We start from the raw sequence: 19,611 nt of genomic DNA on the forward strand, positions 1-19,611 counted from the left end.
CCGTGCTGCCGTTCCCCTTGAAGAGAAAGCGAAAGACGATGACTGCTGCCCCGGACACCCGGCCGAACACCCTCCGCTGGTGGGCGCTCGGACTGATCGCCCTTGCCCAGTTCATGGTGATCATGGACACCTCGATCATCGGCGTCGCCCTGCCGCGCATGCGCGACGCCCTCGGCTTCACGCCCAGCACGCTGTCCTGGGTTTTCAACGCTTACGTGATCGCCTTCGGCGGCCTGCTGCTGCTCGGCGGACGACTGTCGGATTTGTTCGGCGCCAGAAGGCTTTTCGCCGCCGGGTGGGCGATTCTCCTGGCCGGTTCGGTGCTCGCCGGGGCCGCCGGGAACGTGCCGGTCGAACTCGCCGGCCGGATCGTGCAGGGCGCGGGAGCCGCGCTCATCGCCCCGTCCGCGCTGACGTTGCTGATGATGCTCTTCGGCAGCAACCCGAAGGAACTCACGAAAGCCCTCGCGCTGTACGGCGCGGCGGCTCCGGCCGGCGGTACCGCTGGGGTGTTCCTCGGCGGAGTGATCACCGAGTACCTCTCGTGGCCGTGGGTCTTCTACCTCAACGTGCCCATCGCGGTGCTCGCGCTGTTCGCCATCCGCGCCGTACTCCCCGGCGGGGCGGCCGGAACCCGTGGCACCGTGGACGTTTTTGGCGCACTGACCGTCACGCTCGGCCTGGGGACCCTGGTGTACGGAATCGTCCGCGCTCCGGAAGCGGGCTGGGCAGCGACGTGGATCGCGCTCGGTGCCGGTATCGCGCTGCTCGCGGTTTTCGTTGTCCGGCAGGCGAAAGCCCGCACTCCGCTGATGCGGCTGTCGATCTTCCGCGCCCCGCGGCTCGGCGCGGCGAACCTGGCGCAGGTTTTCCTTGGCGCGGCGTGGATTCCGATGTGGTTCTTCCTGAACCTCTACCTGCAGCAGGTGCTCGGCTTCCGCGCCTTCCCGGCCGGTGCGGCGCTGCTGCCGATGACCGCGCTGATCATGCTGGGGATGATCGCCCTCGCCCCGCGGGTGATCGGCAAGTTCGGCCCGAAGCCGCCCATCGTCGCCGGGTTGCTGCTGCTGGCGGCCGGGCTGGGCTGGCTCGCGCTGGTGCGCGCGGACGGCAGCTTCTGGGTGGACGTCCTGCCCGCGTCGCTGGTCGCGGCGCTGGGGATGTCGCTGGCGTTCATCCCGTCGCTCGGCACGGCGATTTCCGCGGCCCGGCCGGAAGAAGGGGGCCTCGCGTCGGGGATCGTGAACACCGGCTACCAGGTGGGGTCGGCGCTGGGGCTGGCCGTGATGACCGCACTGGCTGCTGCTTCCGGCGCGGGCGCGCTCGGCGACCCGGCGGCGTTGACGAACGGCTACTCGGTCGCGTTCGTCGGATCAGCGGTGATCGCGCTGGTTGGCGCCATCCTCGCGGCTCTCACCTTCCGCCGCCAGTAAGTCCGTGAAGGGCTCCTTGAGGGAATGAGATTCCCTCAAGGAGTCCTTCACGTCACGCCTTCGACTCGGCGGGCTTCCAGATGCGGCCGTGGAGACCGACGAACAACAGGACGAACGCGACCGTCAGCAGGATGTGCCCCAGCCCGGCGATCCCGGCGATCGCCGCGCCGGATTCCTTGCCCAGCACGGTGAGCGTGCCGTGCACGACCATTCCGCCGACCGTGACGAGCATCCCGGCGTGGTAAATCCAGAAGAACGGCGCGAACGACCTCGTCGCCGAGAGCGTGAACACCTTGTCCAGCACCAGGACGATCAGGAACACGAGCGTCCCGAGCGCGAGCAGGTGAGTGTGCACAATGGACAGCTGGGTTTCGCCGGTGAAGTGCTCCGCCTTGGTCAGTTCGCGGTAGTACAGCCCGCCGAGCAGGCCGAGGATCGTGTAGATCGCGGCGGCCCAGTAGATTTTCTTCGTCATCGGTTCTCCTCGGCGCCGGCCCGGGCCGGCTGGTGGATCCGTCCGTCGACGACCTCGTGCACCGAGTCGACCCCTTCGAGGTGGGAGCGGTCGTGGGTGACCAGCACGGTTGCCGTCGCCTGTTGATGCGTGATCGTAGTGAGCAGATCGATCACCGCCGCGCCGCGGTCCTGGTCCAGCGCGCTCGTCGGTTCGTCGACCAGCAGCACGGCGGGCTCGTTCATCAAGGCGCGCGCGATGTTGACCCGTTGCTGCTGTCCGCCGGAAAGACGGCCCGGCCGGTGCGTCGCGCGATCGGCCAGCCCGACGGCGTCGAGCAACTCCGCCGCCCGTTTCGCCGCCTCGCGGCGCGGCGTTCCGCTCAGGTGCGCCATGACTTCCAGCTGTTCCGCCGCGGTGAGCGACGCGAGCAGATTCGGTTGCTGGAACACGATCCCGATCTTGGTGCGCCGCAGTTCCGCCAGCGCGGCGCGGTCCAGCTCAGTGGTGTCGACGCCGCCGACGACCACGCGACCGCGATCGGGCCGGATGAGCGTCGCGGCGACGGCCAGCAGGCTCGATTTGCCGGACCCGGACGGTCCGACCACCGCGGCGACGCTCCCGGCGGGCACGTGGAGGTCGACCTGGTCGAGAGCGGTGAGACGGGAATCGCCGTCGGGGTAGGTGAGGGTGATGCCGGACAGGTGCAGGCTCATCAGTGCGCTCCGGAGGTGAGGGCGGTCAGCGGGTCGACGGACGTGATGCGGCGGACCGCGAGCGCGGCGCCGAGCACCCCGAGGGCCACCAGCACCGCCGCCGGGCCGAGCAAGGTGCCCGCGTTGAGCACGAACGGCACCGTCCCGGACGCGACCGCTCCGAGCGCGGCGGCGAGCCCGGTCCCGAGCGCGGTCCCGCCGACCAGCAGCACGACGACCTGGCCGAGCGCGTCCCGCAACAGGTACTTCGTCGTCGCGCCGAGCGCTTTCAGCACCGCGATGTCGCGGCCGCGCTGGATCGTCCACACGGTGAAGAACGCGCCGATCACCAGCGCGGAGATCACGAACAGGAAGCCGCGCATGAGCTGGAGCGAGCCGTTTTCCGCGGAATACGAACCGATCGCGGACAACGCGTCGTCCTTCGTGACGGTCCGGGTGCCGAGGCGGGCGTCCGCGGCGGCGAGATCGACGGACGGGCCGGTGGTCACCGCGAGCACTGTCGCGTTTGGACCGGCGAGGTGCGTCCACACCACTGGGAGATGGCTGTAGGACGCGTCCCCGGAGATGGCGGACACGGTGACCTTCTGGCCTTGCAAGGTGAGCTGATCGCCTTCGCGGGCCTTCAACGCGTCAGCCGCATCGGTGGACAGCACCGCGGTGCCCGGGCTCTGGGTTTGGACTCCGAACGCCGCCAAGGTCGCGGTGCGCTCGCCGACCGCCGCGCTGGCCGTGCTGATCGCGATCGGCTCCGCGCTGGTCACTCCCGGGACCCGGGCGTACTGCGCGGCTTGCGCACGGGTCACTGTGGACTGTCCGAACGAGAGCGATCCGCTGCCGGGTTCGGCGAAGACCAGGTGGTCGGCCTTCAACCCGGTGATCGCGGACGTGCTCTGCGCGGCCAGCCCCGCGGTCAGCCCGGACAACAGCCCGACCAGCAACGTCATCAGCACGACGACGGTTCCCATCAACGCGAACCGCCCCTTGGCGAAGCGCAGATCCCGCCACGCGACGAACATGTGCGTCCCTTCCTTCTCGGTGTGCTTCCCAGCGTCGTCCGGCCGGGGCGCGGGGACATCGCGCCGCGGACGGTCTCCCGGGAATCGATGGGTGCACTCGCCGCTCAACCTTTCGATTGATGCGGATTCCGGCCGGGACCCGGACAATCGGCGGGGGAGGTAGCCGCTTTCGTGAACCCGCACACCCTCGACCGGCCGTTGCGCGTGCTGCGCGTCTGCCTGCACCTCCTGCTCGCCGGGCTGCTGGTGCTCGCCGTCGCGCGCGCGTTCGCCGACGGGGTGCCGCACGCGCCCGCGGTGCTGGCGGGCGCGTTGGTGATGGGCGGCGTCTACACCGCGGGCCCGCTGCTGCCTCGCGTCGGCCGGTTGCCGGGCGCGACGGCCGGGTGGCTGGCCGTATTGGGCGTCGCGTGGCTCGTGCTGCTGTGGCTCACGCCCGACGGGGTGTGGCTGGCTTTCCCGCTGTACTTCCTGCAAATGCACCTGCTGCCGACGCGCTGGGGCCCGGCTGTCGTCGCGCTGACCACGGTCCTGGCGATCGCCGGTTTCACGCGCCACCAAGGCGGATTCAGCGTCGGCGTGATCATCGGCCCGGCGCTCGGGGCGGCGGTCGCGATCGCCACCGTGCTCGGCTATCAGGTGCTCTACCGCGAGAGCGAGCAACGGCGGCAGCTCATCGAGGAGCTGCGCGAGACCCGCAACGACCTCGCCGCGATGGAACACTCCGCGGGCGTGCTGGCCGAACGGGAACGCCTCGCGCGGGAAATCCACGACACCCTCGCGCAGGGTCTTTCGAGCATCCACCTGCTGCTCCGCGCCGCCGAGCGTGCGCTGCCGGACCGTCCCGACGCCGCGGTCCCGCACGTCACGCAAGCCCGGCAAGCCGCCCAGGACAACCTCACCGAAGCCCGCCGCCTCGTCTACGCACTGGCCCCGGTGGAACTGGAAGGCGCGTCCTTGCCCGCAGCCCTGGAACGCCTGTGCGCGACCACGCAACAGCGTTCCGGCCTGACTGTCCACTTTCACCTCAGCGGCACCCCGTTCGACGTGCCGACCGCGTACGAGGTCGCCTTGCTGCGGATCGCCCAGTCGGCGCTGGCCAACACCGTCCGGCACGCGGCGGCCGGCCGCGCCGAGCTGACCTTGAGTTACATGGACACGAGCATCACCCTGGACGCCGTGGACGACGGCATCGGCTTCGACCCGCAGGAAGTGCGCGGCGGCAGCGGCTTCGGCCTGCCCGCGATGCGCGCCCGCGCCCGCTCCCTCGGCGGCTCGTGGACGGTGGAATCGTCGCCCGGCAACGGCACCGCGCTGGCCGTGAGCTTCCCCGTGGACCCGCGATGATCCGCCTCCTGCTGGCCGACGACCACCCCGTCGTCCGCGCCGGATTGCGCGCCGTCCTGGAAACCGAACCGGACCTGGAAGTCGTCGCCGAAGCGTCCTCCGCCGAAGAGGCCGTGCGGCTGGCGGCAGGCGTGGACGTCGTGCTGATGGACCTCCAATTCGGCTCCGGAATGCACGGCTCCGAAGCAACCGCGGCGATTACCGCGGCGGCCGACGCGCCGAAAGTGCTGGTCCTGACGACGTACGACACCGACGGCGACATCCTGGCCGCGATCGAAGCGGGCGCGACCGGATACCTGTTGAAGGACGCCCCGCCGGAAGACCTCGCCGCCGCGGTGCGCAACGCCGCCACCGGACAGACCGTGTTGGCCCCCGCGGTCGCGCACCGGCTGATGAACCGCATGCGCACCCCGGCTGCCGCGTTGTCGCCGCGGGAAATCGAGGTGCTGGGTCTGGTCGCGGACGGATTGTCGAACCTGGAGATCAGCAAACGGCTGTTTTTGAGCCAGGCGACGGTGAAATCGCATCTAGTGCACATTTACACGAAGCTGGGAGTGGATTCCCGGACCGCTGCGGTGGCGGCGGGGAAGGCGCAGGGGCTGATCCGCCGCTGACGCGTACCGCTTCGGACCTGGCCCGCCCGCCTGCGACCGGACGACAATGGCTCCCGTCGAATCGAGGGAGGCGTCGTGAAGGAACACTGGAAAGACGAACCGGACGAGCACGATTATCCTGCGGCATCCGACTATCTCACCCTGGTCGCGCCCGAGGACATCGCGACCCGTCTGGTCGATCAGCTGAAAGACGCGAAACTGACGCACCGCAAAGCGAAAGACATCCTCCGGGCCAGCAAGCTGAAGCTTCTCCCGGAGGACAACGCGCACGTCGCGAAGGACCTCGAGAAGGTCAAGGACGGCAAAGCGCTCTCGCCGGTCCTGCTCGTCCGCGGGCACGGCCACCCCGGGTTCGAGACGGCCGACGACCTGGTGATCGCGGACGGTTACCACCGCGTGTGCGCTTCGTATCATCTCGACGAGAATGCCGACATTCCGTGCAAATTGATTTGAACCCCGCTTGGATTCCGAAATGATTGCGAAGCCCGGCCGCTCGTAACGCCTGCTCGCGGTTGTCGATCTTTCGATGCGAGATCGACGAGACAGGCGGGGGCACGTGGACGAGCACGACATCGAGAGCCATCCGGACCTGATGGACCCGGATTGGCAGCGGCACGCCGAGAAGGAAGCCTGGACCGGCCTGCGCCGCGGCCGCCGCCGCGCGCGTCGGCGCAGGCTGGCCGCCATCTGGGGCGCGGTGGTGATCGTCGTGGCGGCGGCGGGGTTCTACCTGTGGAAGCAGGGGACGCGCGCGGAGGAAGTCGCCGGGAGCACTCCCGCCACACCCGCGCTGACCACCACCACCGCGCCCGCGCCGACCGATCTCCCGGACTCCGGGCACGTCGACCTGACCCGGCCGTTCCTCGACACCCCGGCGCAGAACTGGCCCGAAGGCATCGCCGGACTGAAGATCCCGGCCCCGGCGAAGGTCGGCTCATTCTCAGCGAAGCAGGTGGGCGAGGCACAGGAACAGGTCAAGCACGCGGTCGAGGTCGCGCAGTTCGACCCGGACACCCAGGTCGGGCGGCATCCGTCCGGGTACGTCGGTCTCTTTGCCCCGGACGCGCGCAAGGACCTGGAAGCCCACGTCCAGGGCTACGTGACCTACTTCGCCGAGGGCTACCACCTGCTTCCCGTGCCGCCGCGGATGACGGGGAGGATGACCGTCCGCCCCGGCGCATCCGGCGAGCTGACGGTGCACGTCTCCTACGTGGTGGCCTACGCCTTCGACCCGGGCAGCCGCGTCGTCTACGGCCCCGCCGATCTGGAACCGTTCGTCCGGGTCGACCGCGACTACATCCTGCGCAGCGGCCCGCGGTGGGCGCCGGGCAGCCGCGGGCTGTGGACCGGCGACGGCGGCGGGTTTTACACCAGCATCGCGTGCCGCACGGGCAACCCCGAGGACCTCGCGCCCGCGTTCAGCGACCCGGACTACGGAGGTCCCTCGATGAGCCGGGCACCAGGCCAGTTCGACCCGGACAAACCGTTGCCCACCAAGGGAAACTGCGGCGAGTAACCAGGCCGGGAACCGAACGGGGGATTCTCTGGAACGCGCCAGGGCGCGGCCCGGTACCATCACTCCCGATGATCACGAATGCGTCTCGGCGGCCCCGGTCCGGCGCCGTCGCCCCGTGGCGGGTCGACGAGGTCGGACGGAAGGTGCGGCTGCGCGAGGTCCGCCCCGGCGACCAGCGCACCCTCGCCGGATTCGACCGGGACTCGGTCCGGGCGCGCGATCCGCAGGTCGGCGGCTACCGGCACTGGGCGACGCACCGCGGGCACTCCTCCCCGGACGGCTTCCACTTCGCGATCGAGACCCTGCACAACCGGACGCTGGTCGGCTCCGTGTGGGTCGAAACGGACCCGTTCTCCGGCCGGTTCAGCTACGGCGTCGGCATCGGCCCGCAGCACCGTCGCTGCGGTTACGCCGCCGACGCGGTCGCGCTGCTGCTGGCGTTCATGTTCGAACGGTGCCGGTACCGGGCGTGCGAGGTGAGCGTCAACGGCAGCAACTTCGCCTCGCTGGCGCTGCACGGCGAGCTGGGCTTCCGGGAAGAGGGCCGGCTCCGCGACGCCGAGTTGCTCCGCGGGGAGGTCAAGTACCCCGTTCTGATGAGCATCACCGCCGAACAGTTCGCGGAGCGTCACGTGGCACTGGAAGCTCGCGACTCCGGCCGGTCCTCGTCGCGCGGACGGCACTGGCGAGTCCAACGCCCCGGACGGCACCGCCGCATCGCCTACTCCGCCGGCAGCTAGCTCCCCTTTCTCCAAGACCCGCGCCCGGCGGATCTGCGACGCTCACCGGGTGATCAACCGCATCATCGCCTACTCCGAAGGCATCGACGACGCCGCGACCCGCGACTTCTACGTCCACGTCCTCGGACTCGACGTCGCCATGGACCATCCCGCGCTCGGCCTCCGCAGCAGCGACAACCCGGCCGCGCAGGTGCTCGTCCTCCCGCCCGGAAGCACCGACCCCGTCCCTCGCTGGGGCATCGATCTCGGCACCCCCGAGGCAGTCGACGCAGCCCACGCCGAGTCGGTCCGGCGCGGGCTGCGGGTGGTTTATCCGTTGACCGACGAATCGTGGGGCGTGCGACGGTTTTTCGTCGAGGATCCAGGCGGCAATGTGGTCAACGTGCTCGCCCACGTGACGGGCAGTTCGCGCACCGAGTAGAAGATCGCGTTCTCCTTGAACTCCAAGCGATCCAGCGGCACCGCCAGCGCCAGCGTCGGCACCCGTCGCCGCAACGTCGAGTACGCGACCTGCAACTCCACCCGCGCCAGCGGCGCACCCAGACAGAGGTGCCGCCCGTAGCCGAACGCGACGTGGTGCCGGGCGGACCGGTGGAGGTCGAAGGAATCGGGATCCGGAAAGGCCAGCGGATCCCGATTCGCGGTGCTCTTCACCGCGATGATGCCCTCGCCCGCGCGGATCACCTGCCCGCCGATTTCAAGATCCGCCAAGGCGACGCGACGCGCTTCGGTGTGCGTGATCGACAAGTAGCGCAACAATTCCTCCACCGGATCCGCCGCATCGTGGAACTGCTCCGGATGCGTCAACAACACGGCCGTGCCTAACGCGATCATGGCCGCGGTGGTGTCGTGGCCCGCCACCAGCAGAAGCTGCCCCAGCACCGCGATCTCGCGCGGAGCCATCGCGGGAGCCAGTTTGCCGAGCAAGCCCGGCCCGGCGGATTTCGTGGCGACGAGGTCTTCCAGATACGCATTCAGCTCTTCGCTGGCAGCCACGGCACGCGCCGGGTCCGGGTCGTCCATGACGAGTGTGCGGGCCACTCCCTGAAAGAAGTCGCGATCCGCGTAAGGGACGCCGAGCAGTTCGCAGATCACCAACGAGGGCAGCGGCATCGCGAACGCCTCGACCAAATCGGCCGGATTCGGCCCCGCGAGCATTCCGTCAAGAAGGTCGTCCACCAACTCTTGAATACGCGGCCGCAACGCCGCCATTTTCCGGACGGTGAATTCCGAGGCGAGCATCCGCCGCTGAACGGTGTGCTCCGGCGGGTCCATCTGCATCAGAGTCTTCATCCGCGCGTCCCGGGCCTTGCTGACCGCGTTGGTGTGCGGAAAACCAGGCTGCGCGACATCGACGCTGACGCGCGGATCCGCAAGCACGGCACGGACATCGGCATACCGGGTGATCAGCCAGGGCTCGCTGCCGTCCCACAGCCGCACCCGCGACACCGGTGGCCGCGCCGTCAATCCAGGGGCGGGGGCGAAGGGGCATCCAGCCGCCCGCGCCATCGGGAAGGTTTCGCTGCCGGTCATGCCAGCTCCTCACGGTCGAGTGCGTTTCGGAGCTGAAGCATGGCTGCGCGGGGGAGCCCGGTAATCAGACAAAAGGGATGTGACGTGCGCCTCAGTCTTCGGCGATATCCGGCTCTCCGGGGCGTTCGACCACGCTCCACAGGAACGAATGCCTCCGCCCGGCCGGTTCCTCGCGCGCGACGAACTCGTCCAGCAGTGCGTCCAATCGCGACTGCAGTTCGGCCGCGGCCTCGTCGCTCAGCCGGACCACGCCGCGGCGGGTTTGCTGGATCGACGTGGGGTCGGCTTCGAGCATTTCGGCTCGGTGGGCGTCCAGGGTCGCCAGTTCGACGCGTGCGGTCAGTGCCGGATCGCCTGCTTGGTCGAGGTCGAGGTGCCAGGTCCGCCGCGTCGTCCGGTAGGGGCGTTCCCAGGCACCGAGGTCGCTCCGGCGGGCCGGTTCGGCGACCAGGAAACCGGCTTCGGCGAGTGCGTGGACCCGGCGCAGGACGGTCGCCGGCGACTCCTGCAGCCGCTTCGCCAGTTGCTGGTTCGTCCACGCGGAATCCAGGCACAGCCGCAGAATCCGCCAGCTCAGCGGGTGTGCGAGCGCGCGGAGGTCGTCGGCGGTCGCTTGGCGCGGGAGACGGTCGTCCATTGACAGCAGCTTAGCCGATTTGCTTCGATGGCATCGATATCAGAAAGTGAAATCACTGGAGGTCGGGTGCGCCGCATCGAGTCGTACGTCGAGCAGTACCGGGAGCGGCACGAGGCGGAGCTGGCCGAGTGGATCGCCGTCCCGAGCGTGAGCGCCACCGGCGAGGGCATGGCGGAGGCGGCGGAGTTCGCGTGCGAGTTGCTGCGGCGCAGCGGGCTCGAAGCGCGGCGGGTCGAGACCGGCGGCTGGCCGTTGGTGGTGGGCCGCGCCGACGGGCCGCCCGGATCGCTGCACGTGGTGATCTACGGCCATTACGACGTCCAGCCCGCCGGACCGCTCGCGGCCTGGGACAGTCCGCCGTTCGAGGCGAGCGTCCGGGACGGCCGGATGTACGGGCGCGGCACGGGGGACAACAAGGGGCAGCACCTCGCGCAGCTGCTTGCCTTGCGCGCGCTCGCCGAGACCGGCGGACTGCCGTGCAGCGTGACCGTTCTGCTCGACGGCGAGGAAGAAATCGGCAGCCCGAACCTGGAGTCCGCGCTCGCCGGTCTGCGCGACGAGTGGGACGCGGACCTGGTGCTGTGGAGCGACGGTCCGGTGCACGACAGCGGCGAGCCGACGGTCAGTCTCGGCGTGCGTGGTGCCGTCCGGTTCGAGATCCGGGTGCACGGCGCCCCGGCGGCGCTGCATTCGGGAAACTGGGGCGGGGTCGCGCCGAATCCGGCGTGGGAGCTGGTGTGGCTGCTGTCGACGATGCGCTCGCCCGAAGGCGAGGTGCTGGTCAAGGGAATCGCCGACGGCATGGTTCCGCTGAGCCCGTCGGAACGGGACGCGCTGGACGCGCTCCCGGTCGACGTTCCCGCCGCGCTCGCCGAAGTCGGGCTGGACCGGATGGACGTGCCCGACGGCGTCGGGTTCAACGACCGCTTGGCTTTGCCCACCTTCAGCATCAACTCACTGTCCTGTTTGGACGAAGGTGACCACCGCACGGTCATTCCGGCCGTCGCGGTCGCCCGCTGCGACATCCGGACGATCGGCGGCCAGCGTGCCTCGACGGTCATCGAGGCGTTGCGCGCGCACCTCGCCGAACACCTTCCGCACGCGGAACTGCACGTACCGGGCGGGCGGATGGAAGCGTCCCGGACGCTGCCGGAATCGCCTTACACCGCGGTGATCGCCGACGCGGTCAGCGCGGCCGCCGGCCGTCCGGCGGTGCTGGTGCCCGCGATGGGCGGGAGCCTGCCGATCGCCGCGCTGTCCGACGGCCTCGGCCTGCCCTGTTACGGAATCCCGCTCGCCAACGTCGACGAGCACAATCACGGCCCCAACGAGAATTTCGAACTCGCCCGGTTCCACGCCGGAATCACCGCCGCCGCGAATGTCCTGCTCGAATTGGGCAAGCTTCGCTGAATTCCCCGCGCACATGGTTGGTCCGGGCCGGTGTGCCCGGAACCGCGCTTCACCAATGACGCCGAACGCACCGCCCCGGAGGCGACCATGTCGATCCCTGCTCCCGATTCCCCTGCCGTCAGAACCGAAAACACCCCCTCGCCGCGCTCGTCCCGGATCGTGCTCGCGGCCACGATCGGCAATACCCTGGAATGGTTCAGCCTCGGGGCCTACACCCTGTTCGCCGACGTCCTGGCAAAACAATTCTTTCCCGCGACGGATCCGGCGGTCTCGCTGATGCTGGCTTTCGCCAGTGTCGCGGTCGCGTATTTGATCCGCCCGTTCGGCGGGATGATCCTCGGCTCCTACGCCGACCGCGCGGGCCGCAAAGCCGCGCTGGTGTGGTCGATCCGCATCATGGCCGTCGCCTCGTTGCTGATCGCGATCATGCCGAACTACGCGACGATCGGCATCGCAGCCCCGATCGGGCTGGTGTTCGCCAACCTGCTGCAGGGCTTCTCCGCGGGCGGCGAATTCGGCAGCGCGACCGCGTATCTGGTGGAGAGCAACCGGAAACGCCGCGGATTCATGGGCAGCTGGGGCGCGGCGAGCCAGGGCTTGAGCACGTTGCTGGGCATCGTGTTCGCCGCGGTGCTGAGCGCGGTGCTCACCGAACAGCAGCTCGGGTCGTGGGGCTGGCGGATCCCGTTCGCCTTCGGCCTGCTGATCGCCCCGATCGGCTACTACATCCGGCGGCACGTCGAGGAATCCCCGGCGTTCGAGGAGGACGCCGCCGAGGCGCCGCTGCGGGAAGTCCTGCGCTCGCAGAAGACCCGGATCCTGGTCGCGATGGGCGCGATGGCGGTGTCCACCGCGATCAGCTACCTCATCATCTACATGCCGACCTTCGCCATCCGCAACCTAGGACTGCCCAAATCGCTGGCCTTCACCACGACCATCGTCACTCAGATCGTGCTGACCGTCCTCGCCCCGGTCGCCGGGCGCTTGTCGGACCGGACCGGCCGGATCCCGCTGATGGCGGCCGCTTGCTCGGTGATGCTGCTCGCGATCTTCCCGCTGTTCCTCGCGCTGAACAGCCAGCCGACGTTCGCGATGATGACGGCGGTGATGGCCGCGATCGGCCTGGTCAAGGTCTGGTATGTCGGCCCGCTGGGCACGATGATGGCCGATGTCTTCCCGACCCGGACCCGCGCGACCGGACTGTCGGTCAGCTACAACATCACGGCTTCGTTGTTCGGCGGGTTCACGCCGCTGGTGGTGATTTGGCTGATCCAGGTGACGGGAAGCAATCTGGCGCCGAGTTACTACGTGATGGCGCTGGCGGTGCTGAGCCTGGGCGCTCTGGTTTTCGCGCGGCGGCGGTTGCGGGTGCGGTGAGTCCTGGTCCGTTGTGGACTCTCGATCGGAAGTGCCGTGCGCGCGATGCCAATGGGGCACCGCACGCACGGCAGGTCAGCTACGGATGAGTCCGGAAAGCGTCCACGATCAGGTAGCTGCCATTCTTCATCGTGCCGGTAACGGTATGCACCCCCGGCGGCAGACCGGAGACACTCGCGACTGTCGACTGGTACTGCCGGGTCGGCGTCACGAAACTGACCGTCCGATAAGGCGCACCGTCCAAGGCCAGGTCGACGTCGCCCTCGTCGGTGTTGGTTTCGGAGATGATGTCGATCCCAGTGCCGTAGAATGTCAAACTCCACGAATCGCCGACGTTCTGCGTCGCCCAGATATCGTCGAGATACGAGTTCGCGCCTCCCGCAGAACTGCCGCGCCAGAGCCATCCCGTCGACGGGGTGCCGGTGTTGGTGTAGACGACGCCGGACGTGTTGTTGAGCAGCTCCGATTCCCGCGTCTTGGCCAAGCGAACGGTGACATCGGCCTGCCCGCGCCGCACGGTCAGCGTGATCGGCGCACCCGGCGCGAGTTTGTTGTAGCTGAGCCAAAAAGTATTGCGATCGTCGGTCACTGGGGTGCCGTTGACGGCGGTGATGTCGTCGCCGGTCCGCAGCCCGTTTTGCGCCGCGTAGCTGCCCTGCGGCACAGAGGACAGGTAGAGGCCGTACGGTTTGGTCAAGCCGAGCGACGACTGGACCGCGAGCGACGGGATGTTGGTGGCGGTGGCGCCCATCAGCATTTCGGGTTGGACGATCATCCCGTTGCTAGGCCCGCCGGAACCGGGGCCGTAAGCGAAGACCGCCTTGGGCGGAAGCGGCCCGCCCGAGGCGCCGAAGCCGGTCATCGGGAAGTTGGCGTACCCGAGGCCGAGCGCGGGCGAATCGGCGGCGACCGTGAAATCGTAGCTGCCGAGCGGGTCGGCCGCGGCGAACTTCGGGTCGGCGACGAGCGAATGCGGGTCCATGCCGGCGCGGACCCAGGCCGACTGGGGGTTGATCGTGGCGCCGTCCGCGGAGAGCGCTTCGTTGCCGCTGCCGTCGGGATTGACGTAGACCGGGTAGCTGTCGTTCCAGAAGAGGTTGCGGTCGACGCCGTACTTGGCGGTGGACGGATTGTTCAGCACGTTGTTGTACGCCTGCGGTCCGAGCGTGATGTTGTGCTCGATGACGTCGCCGCAGTCGGAGTGGCTGACCTGTTCGTAGATCGAACCGTCCACGAGCAGGTTGTTCCGCACGGTGCGCTCGTAGCCGTCGCGCAGTTTGATTCCGCCCTTGAGGACGAGGTTGTCCAGCAGGCGGAAGTTGGACGATCCGTCGTCGAGGTCGATCGCCCAGTCCCCGGCGTGCCAGAACCGGTTGTGCTGGATGGTGATCGGCCGGACGACGTCCAGCTTCATCAGGCTCCGGGCCTGGGCGTCGGTCAGCGCGGTGCCGGTGGATCCTTCGTAACTCGTGCCCGGCGCGAGGGTGTTGTTGCCGGAGCTGGCCCAGAACCGGCCGCGGCCCCACACGTTGACGGACCCGTTGTCCCCGGTTTCCTCGACACAGTTGAAGAGATCGTTGTTCTTGATGGCGTGTCCGCCCCACGTGCCGTCCTCGATGTTGAGGCACGCGCGCGGGCTGCCGGAGACGGTGTTGCCGTCGACCGTCACGTCCGCGCTCATGGAAATGTTGACGCCGGAGGACTGCTTCTCGAACCGGCCCATGTTCTGCATGAGGTTGTTCCGCACGACGATGCCGCGGGGATAGTCGTCGGTCTTCGGCCCCGGCGCGGTGTCGGTGACCGCGACGTTGTCGTAGTAGTTGCCGGAGTAGTCCCGCACCGCGCTCGGCGAGCCGACGATCTGGACGTCCGTGGCGCCGTCGGAGGCGAACTTGTTGTCGCTGATCGTGTTGTGCTTGTTGTAGCTGTCGAGGAAGATGCCGTTGCCGCCGAGCTGGTCGAAGAACGACCCGGTGACTGAGATGTCAGCGGCGTTCTTCAGAGATACCGCGCCCTTGCGGACCACCGCCCAGTCGCCCTTGGCGTCGGCCTCGAAGGGGCTGTCGAAGAGCGTGCGGTGAGTCGCGGTGAAGTGCAGTCCGCGCAGCGTGATGTCGTGGACAGGGTCGGCAGCCGAGGTCCCGGCGAGGGTGATCAGCTGATCCTGCTCGGCGGTTTCGACCGTCGCGGCAGAAAGATCGGTTCCCTCCGGCGGGTAGTAGAGCAGTTGGCCGCTCGCCCGGTCGTAGAACCACTCGCCGGGCGCGTCGAGCTCCTCTTTGACGTTCTCGGCCATCGCCGGTCCGACCCGGCCAGGTCCGTTGCCCTTCGTCAGCCCGCAGTCCTGCGGCCGGTTGTTGTCGCCGACGTAGTGCAGAGCGAGCCCGTCGCCGGTGCGTCCGCTGACGGTGAACGAGACGGATCCCCAGTCGCCGCAGTGCATCGCGCGCACCAGCGCGGTCGACGGGTCCGCCCACTTCGCCGATTCCCGTTGGAGGTCGGCCAGCGAGGTCGACCCCTGCAGCCGGGCCGCGCTGGCGTCGTAGTTCGGGTAGCGGGCCAGGATCTGACGCTGGCCGTCGACGAACAGGCCGTCGAAGTCCAGTCCGGCCGGGAGGGCCACGGCCATGATCTTGCTGCCGGGTGCGGCGGACTGCCAGGCCGGACGCAACGGCCGGCCGCCGCTGATCGTCACGACGGCGTCGGTCGCTGGCTGCCAGGTCACGGTGTGGCCGTTGCGCCCGGAGTCCAGCGGACCCAAGGCCAGCGGAGCGGAGAGGTAGTAGGAGCCGCCGGCGAGCTTGACCACGATGTCGCGGTGGTTGCCGACGCCGGTGCCGAGAAGATGCCGGACCCGTTGCTGCGCCTGCGAAAGCGAACAGGGGCGCGGCTGGGTGCAAGGGTTTCCGGGCGGTGCGTCGGCGCCGGGAGCGGCATAGACGGTCATCGGCGGCGGCCCGCTCGCGGCGGCTGGCGGGCCGAGGGCGAGCGTTCCGCCAAACCCGGCGACGGCGGACAGGACGATGCTCAGAAGGCGGCGGTTGGCCATTCAGGTCCTCCTTGACCAGGCATCGGACGTTCTGTACGCCAGGACATCCGATGTCTAGGAGACTATGCAGGAGGGTGTAGCGGTCGTCAAGGAGCTCTCCGGGTGGTGTCCGGAGGCGGGTAACTGGCTTTGCAGCACGGGTACGGGCCTGATCGGCGAGGTTGCCGGGCGAATGCGGTAGGTGGACGACGGCGGGGTTTACATCTGATCTTTGGGCTGTGTGCTGAAGCCTTTCCCGAAGCTGACCCGGGGCGGGACCCGGATTTCCGCGCTGCCCGGAGCGCTCCGGTCACCCGGGAAGCGGCGTGATCGACACCGGCGTGACCAAGACCCGGTCGTGGCCTGCTTCGCGGACCGGGCCGGTGAGTTCGAACCGGCCGGTGCAGGGCAGGTCGCCCGCGGACGGGCCGGCCAGGACCTCGATCGTTCCGGGTTCGACGATCCGGCGCAGGTCGAGTCCGGTGAAGCTGGTGCGGTCGGCGTGCAGCGCGAACGTGACCCTGGCGGCGCGGCCCGCCTCGAGCGGCACCCGGGCGAAGCCGGCGAGCTGCCGGACGGGGCGGGTGACCTGGGCGTGCACGTCGTTCAGGTACAGCTGCACGATTTCGTCCGCCGCGCGCTCGCCGGTGTTGCGGACGGTGACCGAAATGGACAGTTCGCCGTCGGTGGGGATCTCGGACGCGCTCAGCCGCAGGTCCGAGTAGGCGAACGTGGTGTAGGACAGGCCATGGCCGAACGGGAACAGCGGGGTCGGGTCGAGGTTGCTGATGCCCGCGCTGTCGCGGCCCAGCGGCGGAGCCAGGTAGGTGCCGGGCGAGCCGCCGGGCACGCGGGGGACCTGCACCGGCAGTTTCCCGGACGGGGCGGTCCGGCCGGACAGGATCCCGGCGACGGCGCCGCCGCCCTCCTCGCCCGGCAGGAACGCCTGGACCAGAGCGGCGGCGCGGCCGGCGTGGCGGCCGAGGGCGTACGGACGGCCGGACACCACCACGACCACGACCGGGGTGCCGGTCGCCAGGAGCGCGTCGAGGAGTTCGTCCTGGACGCCGGGGAGGCTCAGGTCGGGGGCGTCGCAGCCCTCGCCGGAGGTGCCGAGGCCGAACATGCCTGCCCGGTCGCCCACGACGGCGACGCACACACCGGCGGCTTCCGCGGCGCTCGCCGCGGCGGTGATGCCGGAGCGGTCCTCGTCGAGGATCGGGCAGCCTTGGTGCAGCGCGATCTCGGCCGCGGGCAGTTCGAGCCGCAGCGCATCGGCCAGGGACGGAACGCTTACGCCGAGGCCGAATTCGGGGTGGCGCGGCAGGACGTGGTTGGGGTAGGAGTAGCAGCCGAGGAAGACCAGCGGGTCGTCGGCGCACGGCCCGACGAGGGCGATTTTCCCGGCGGACAGCGGAAGCGTGCCGTCGTTGGCGAGCAGCACGACGGACTTCTCGGCGATTTCCCGGGCGAGGGCTCGATTCCGCGGTGAATCCAGATCGACCGGCTCGGCCCGCGGCGCCCAGTCCGCGTCGAGCAGGCCCAGCTCGGCCTTCTGCCGCAGGAGCCGTCTCGCGGCCCGGTCGACGAGCGCCTCGGGGACCTCCCCGGAACGGACCAGCTCGGTCAGTTCCTTGCTGTAGCACAGGGTGTCCGGCAGTTCGACGTCGATCCCGGCGGCCAGCGCGAGCGCGCCCGCCGCACCCGCGCTGGCGGCCACGCGGTGCATGCTCTTGAGGAACGCGATCGCCCAGTAGTCGGAGACGACGACTCCGTCGAAACCCCATTCCTCGCGCAGAATCGTGGTGAGCAGCGCTTCGCTGGCCGCGGCGGGTACGCCGTCGAGGTCGCTGTAGGAGTTCATGACCGAGCGGGCCCCGCCGTCGCGCACCGCCATCTCGAACGGCGGCAGGACGACGTCGCGCAGCTCGCGCGGCCCGATCGAAACCGGCGCGTGGTTGCGCGCCGCCCGGGACGCGGAGTAGCCGGCGAAATGCTTCAGCGTCGCGATGATCCCGGCCTTCTCCAGGCCGCGGACGTAAGCGGTGCCCAGCATGCTGACGAGGTACGGGTCTTCGCCGAGGGTTTCCTCGGTGCGGCCCCAACGGTAGTCGCGCACGACGTCGAGCACGGGCGAAAGCCCTTGATGCACGCCGACCGCGCGCATGTCTTCCGCGATGGCCGTGGCCATCCGCTCGACGAGACCGGGATCGAAGGTCGCTGCCCAGGCGAGCGCGGTGGGGTAGACCGTGGCGCCGAGGGTCGTGAAGCCGGTGAGGCACTCTTCGTGCACGATCGCCGGGATGCCGAGCCGGGTCTCGGAGACGATTTCGCGCTGCAGCGCGGTGATCCGGGCGACGCCGTCGGCCGCGCTCACCGGCGCCGTGCCGAACGGGCGGGTGAGGTGCCCGATCCCGTCCGCGCGCACCTGTTCGAACGGGACCTCGCCGCGGGCGAAAACGTCCTGCATGGGGGCGACGTTCCCGCTGATCTCCTGATTGCCGGGCCACGCGCTGCCCAACTGGGCGACCTTCTCCTCGAGCGTCATCCCGGCCAGCAGCGCGTCCGCGCGTTCGGCGGGGGAGAGGGTCCGGTCGTGCCAGCGGCTCATCGTGCTCCTCGGTCGGCTGCGGGGGCGGTCGACTCGCGCACGACGAGATGGGTCGCGAGTTCGACGTGGTGGGAATCGAGCGTCTGCCCGGAAATCAGCTTGAGCAGGGTGCGCAGCGCGACCCGGCCCATGTCGTGCAGCGGCTGCCGGATCACGGTCAGCGGCGGGGTGGCGAGGCCGGCGAGCATGGTGTCGTCGAAGCCGACGACGCTCAGGTCCTGCGGCACCCGCAATCCCCGCCGCCGGGCGGCTTCCAGCACGCCGAGCGCGGTGGCGTCGCTGGCGGCGAACACCGCGGTCGGCGGATTTTCCATGGCCAGCAAGCGGTTTCCGATCTCCAGTCCGGCCGGGTGGCCGAAGTCGCCGTGGCGCACCAGTTCCGGGTCGAAGGCGACGCCCGCGTTGTCGAGGGCGGCGCGGTACCCGTGCAGCCGGGCCTGGCTGCAGGAGGCTCCGACCGGCCCGCCGGCGAACGCGACGCGCCGGTGCCCGAGGCTCAGCAGGTGCTCCGCGGCGGCGATCCCGCCGGACCAGTTCGTCGCCCCGACGCTGGCGACCTCGGTCCTCGGCAGGTTGATCGGGTCGATGACCACCAGCGGCAGCCCGGCGCGTTCGAAGCTTTCGACCTGGGCGAGCGAGAGTTCGGAGGTCACGACGATCAGCCCGGCCCGGCCGTTGCCCTTGAGCCGGTGCGTCCACTGGTCCTCGGGGCTGAGCGGGCCGCCGGGCACCGCTTCGGGCATCCGGCTCACCACCACGTCGGTGCCGAGTTCGGTGCCCGCGGCGGTCACCCCGCGCAGCACTTCGAGCGCGTACGGGCTGACGAGATCGTCGAACACGACGTCGACGATCCGGGTCGCGGGGGCGTTCCGGCTCCCGCTGCGCGGCACGTATCCGGCCTCCCGCAACGCTTGTTCCACTCGGGCGCGGGTGCGCGCGGCCACGTCGGACCGCCCGTTGAGCACCTTCGAGACGGTCGGCAGCGAGACGCCGGCGGCTTCGGCGACCGCCGCGAGCCTCGCGCCAGTGCGGGACGGCATCAGGCTCCCTCTTTTCGAAATGTTTCGAACCATGATTGTTGGCTATGAAAAGGGAATTTAGCACTTGACTGGCCCGAATCACTACCCTAGATTTCGGCCAGCCTACGAGAAGTTTTCGAAACTTTTCGAACCTTCGGAG

General features: G+C 69.4%; 17 protein-coding genes. 9 read left to right on the forward strand and 8 right to left on the reverse strand.

What is annotated here, in order from left to right:
- Positions 1–38 precede the first annotated feature (38 nt).
- A complete protein-coding gene (locus tag WA670_RS19135; RefSeq protein WP_336158407.1) occupies positions 39–1,433 on the forward strand; it encodes an MFS transporter in 1,395 nt (464 codons plus the stop codon).
- A 52-nt stretch (positions 1,434–1,485) separates the two neighbouring features.
- Here the strand turns inward: WA670_RS19135 and WA670_RS19140 are convergent, their stop codons facing one another.
- From WA670_RS19140 to WA670_RS19150, 3 genes are read right to left on the reverse strand one after another with little or no spacing between them, the layout of a single operon-like run.
- Positions 1,486–1,908 carry a DUF2871 domain-containing protein gene (locus WA670_RS19140; RefSeq protein WP_037814871.1) on the reverse strand — a complete coding sequence of 141 codons (423 nt, stop codon included), beginning with the start codon at positions 1,906–1,908 and terminating at the stop codon, positions 1,486–1,488.
- A complete protein-coding gene (locus tag WA670_RS19145; RefSeq protein ID WP_275294652.1) occupies positions 1,905–2,603 on the reverse strand; it encodes an ABC transporter ATP-binding protein in 699 nt (232 codons plus the stop codon). Before WA670_RS19145 ends, WA670_RS19140 begins: the two co-directional genes overlap by 4 nt.
- A complete protein-coding gene (locus tag WA670_RS19150) occupies positions 2,603–3,619 on the reverse strand; it encodes an ABC transporter permease (RefSeq protein ID WP_336158408.1) in 1,017 nt (338 codons plus the stop codon). Before WA670_RS19150 ends, WA670_RS19145 begins: the two co-directional genes overlap by 1 nt.
- 171 nt (positions 3,620–3,790) lie before the next feature.
- On the opposite strand from WA670_RS19150, the gene WA670_RS19155 reads away from it, so the two are divergent.
- The 6 genes from WA670_RS19155 to WA670_RS19180 all read left to right on the forward strand — a co-directional run bounded on the left by WA670_RS19155 (position 3,791) and on the right by WA670_RS19180 (position 8,257).
- Complete coding sequence (locus tag WA670_RS19155) at positions 3,791–4,966, forward strand: sensor histidine kinase (protein ID WP_238607301.1); 1,176 nt, start codon at positions 3,791–3,793, stop codon at positions 4,964–4,966.
- Complete coding sequence (locus WA670_RS19160; RefSeq protein ID WP_134663545.1) at positions 4,963–5,580, forward strand: response regulator; 618 nt, start codon at positions 4,963–4,965, stop codon at positions 5,578–5,580. The genes WA670_RS19155 and WA670_RS19160 overlap by 4 nt, the downstream gene beginning before the upstream one ends.
- A 75-nt stretch (positions 5,581–5,655) precedes the next feature.
- On the forward strand, positions 5,656–6,033 hold the full coding sequence (locus WA670_RS19165; RefSeq protein WP_336158409.1) for a hypothetical protein: 378 nt from the start codon (positions 5,656–5,658) through the stop codon (positions 6,031–6,033).
- Positions 6,034–6,136: 103 nt separating this feature from the next.
- Entirely contained in the window at positions 6,137–7,096 is a 960-nt protein-coding gene (locus WA670_RS19170; RefSeq protein ID WP_336158410.1) for a hypothetical protein, read from the forward strand.
- Between the two features lie 143 nt (positions 7,097–7,239).
- On the forward strand, positions 7,240–7,836 hold the full coding sequence (locus WA670_RS19175) for a GNAT family N-acetyltransferase (RefSeq protein WP_037815060.1): 597 nt from the start codon (positions 7,240–7,242) through the stop codon (positions 7,834–7,836).
- 49 nt (positions 7,837–7,885) lie between these two features.
- Positions 7,886–8,257, forward strand: a complete 372-nt coding sequence (locus tag WA670_RS19180; RefSeq protein WP_134663544.1) for a VOC family protein — start codon at positions 7,886–7,888, stop codon at positions 8,255–8,257.
- Here WA670_RS19180 and WA670_RS19185 read toward each other — a convergent pair.
- Together WA670_RS19185 and WA670_RS19190 are read right to left on the reverse strand one after the other, a co-directional pair.
- Positions 8,146–9,369 carry a cytochrome P450 gene (locus tag WA670_RS19185; protein ID WP_240690662.1) on the reverse strand — a complete coding sequence of 408 codons (1,224 nt, stop codon included), beginning with the start codon at positions 9,367–9,369 and terminating at the stop codon, positions 8,146–8,148. The genes WA670_RS19180 and WA670_RS19185 overlap by 112 nt on opposite strands.
- Before the next feature lie 91 nt (positions 9,370–9,460).
- Complete coding sequence (locus WA670_RS19190; RefSeq protein WP_205669959.1) at positions 9,461–10,006, reverse strand: winged helix-turn-helix domain-containing protein; 546 nt, start codon at positions 10,004–10,006, stop codon at positions 9,461–9,463.
- A gap of 66 nt (positions 10,007–10,072) precedes the next feature.
- Between WA670_RS19190 and WA670_RS19195 the strand changes: the two genes are divergently transcribed.
- Positions 10,073–11,416, forward strand: a complete 1,344-nt coding sequence (locus tag WA670_RS19195) for a M20/M25/M40 family metallo-hydrolase (protein WP_336158411.1) — start codon at positions 10,073–10,075, stop codon at positions 11,414–11,416.
- Positions 11,417–11,503: 87 nt separating this feature from the next.
- The gene (locus tag WA670_RS19200) at positions 11,504–12,793 is read left to right on the forward strand and encodes an MFS transporter (RefSeq protein ID WP_037815065.1); all 1,290 of its coding nucleotides are present in this window, start codon (positions 11,504–11,506) and stop codon (positions 12,791–12,793) included.
- A gap of 79 nt (positions 12,794–12,872) precedes the next feature.
- On the opposite strand, the gene WA670_RS19205 is transcribed toward WA670_RS19200, so the two are convergent.
- The 3 genes from WA670_RS19205 to WA670_RS19215 form a co-directional block, all read right to left on the reverse strand.
- Positions 12,873–15,842: a PDZ domain-containing protein gene (locus WA670_RS19205; protein ID WP_336158412.1), complete on the reverse strand. Its 2,970-nt coding sequence runs from the start codon at positions 15,840–15,842 to the stop codon at positions 12,873–12,875.
- 289 nt (positions 15,843–16,131) lie between these two features.
- On the reverse strand, positions 16,132–18,432 hold the full coding sequence (locus WA670_RS19210) for a beta-glucosidase family protein (protein WP_336158413.1): 2,301 nt from the start codon (positions 18,430–18,432) through the stop codon (positions 16,132–16,134).
- Positions 18,429–19,472, reverse strand: a complete 1,044-nt coding sequence (locus WA670_RS19215; protein WP_336158414.1) for a LacI family DNA-binding transcriptional regulator — start codon at positions 19,470–19,472, stop codon at positions 18,429–18,431. Before WA670_RS19215 ends, WA670_RS19210 begins: the two co-directional genes overlap by 4 nt.
- Positions 19,473–19,611 lie beyond the last annotated feature (139 nt).

This window comes from Amycolatopsis sp. VC5-11 (assembly GCF_037034185.1).
GTDB lineage: Bacteria > Actinomycetota > Actinomycetes > Mycobacteriales > Pseudonocardiaceae > Amycolatopsis > Amycolatopsis nivea.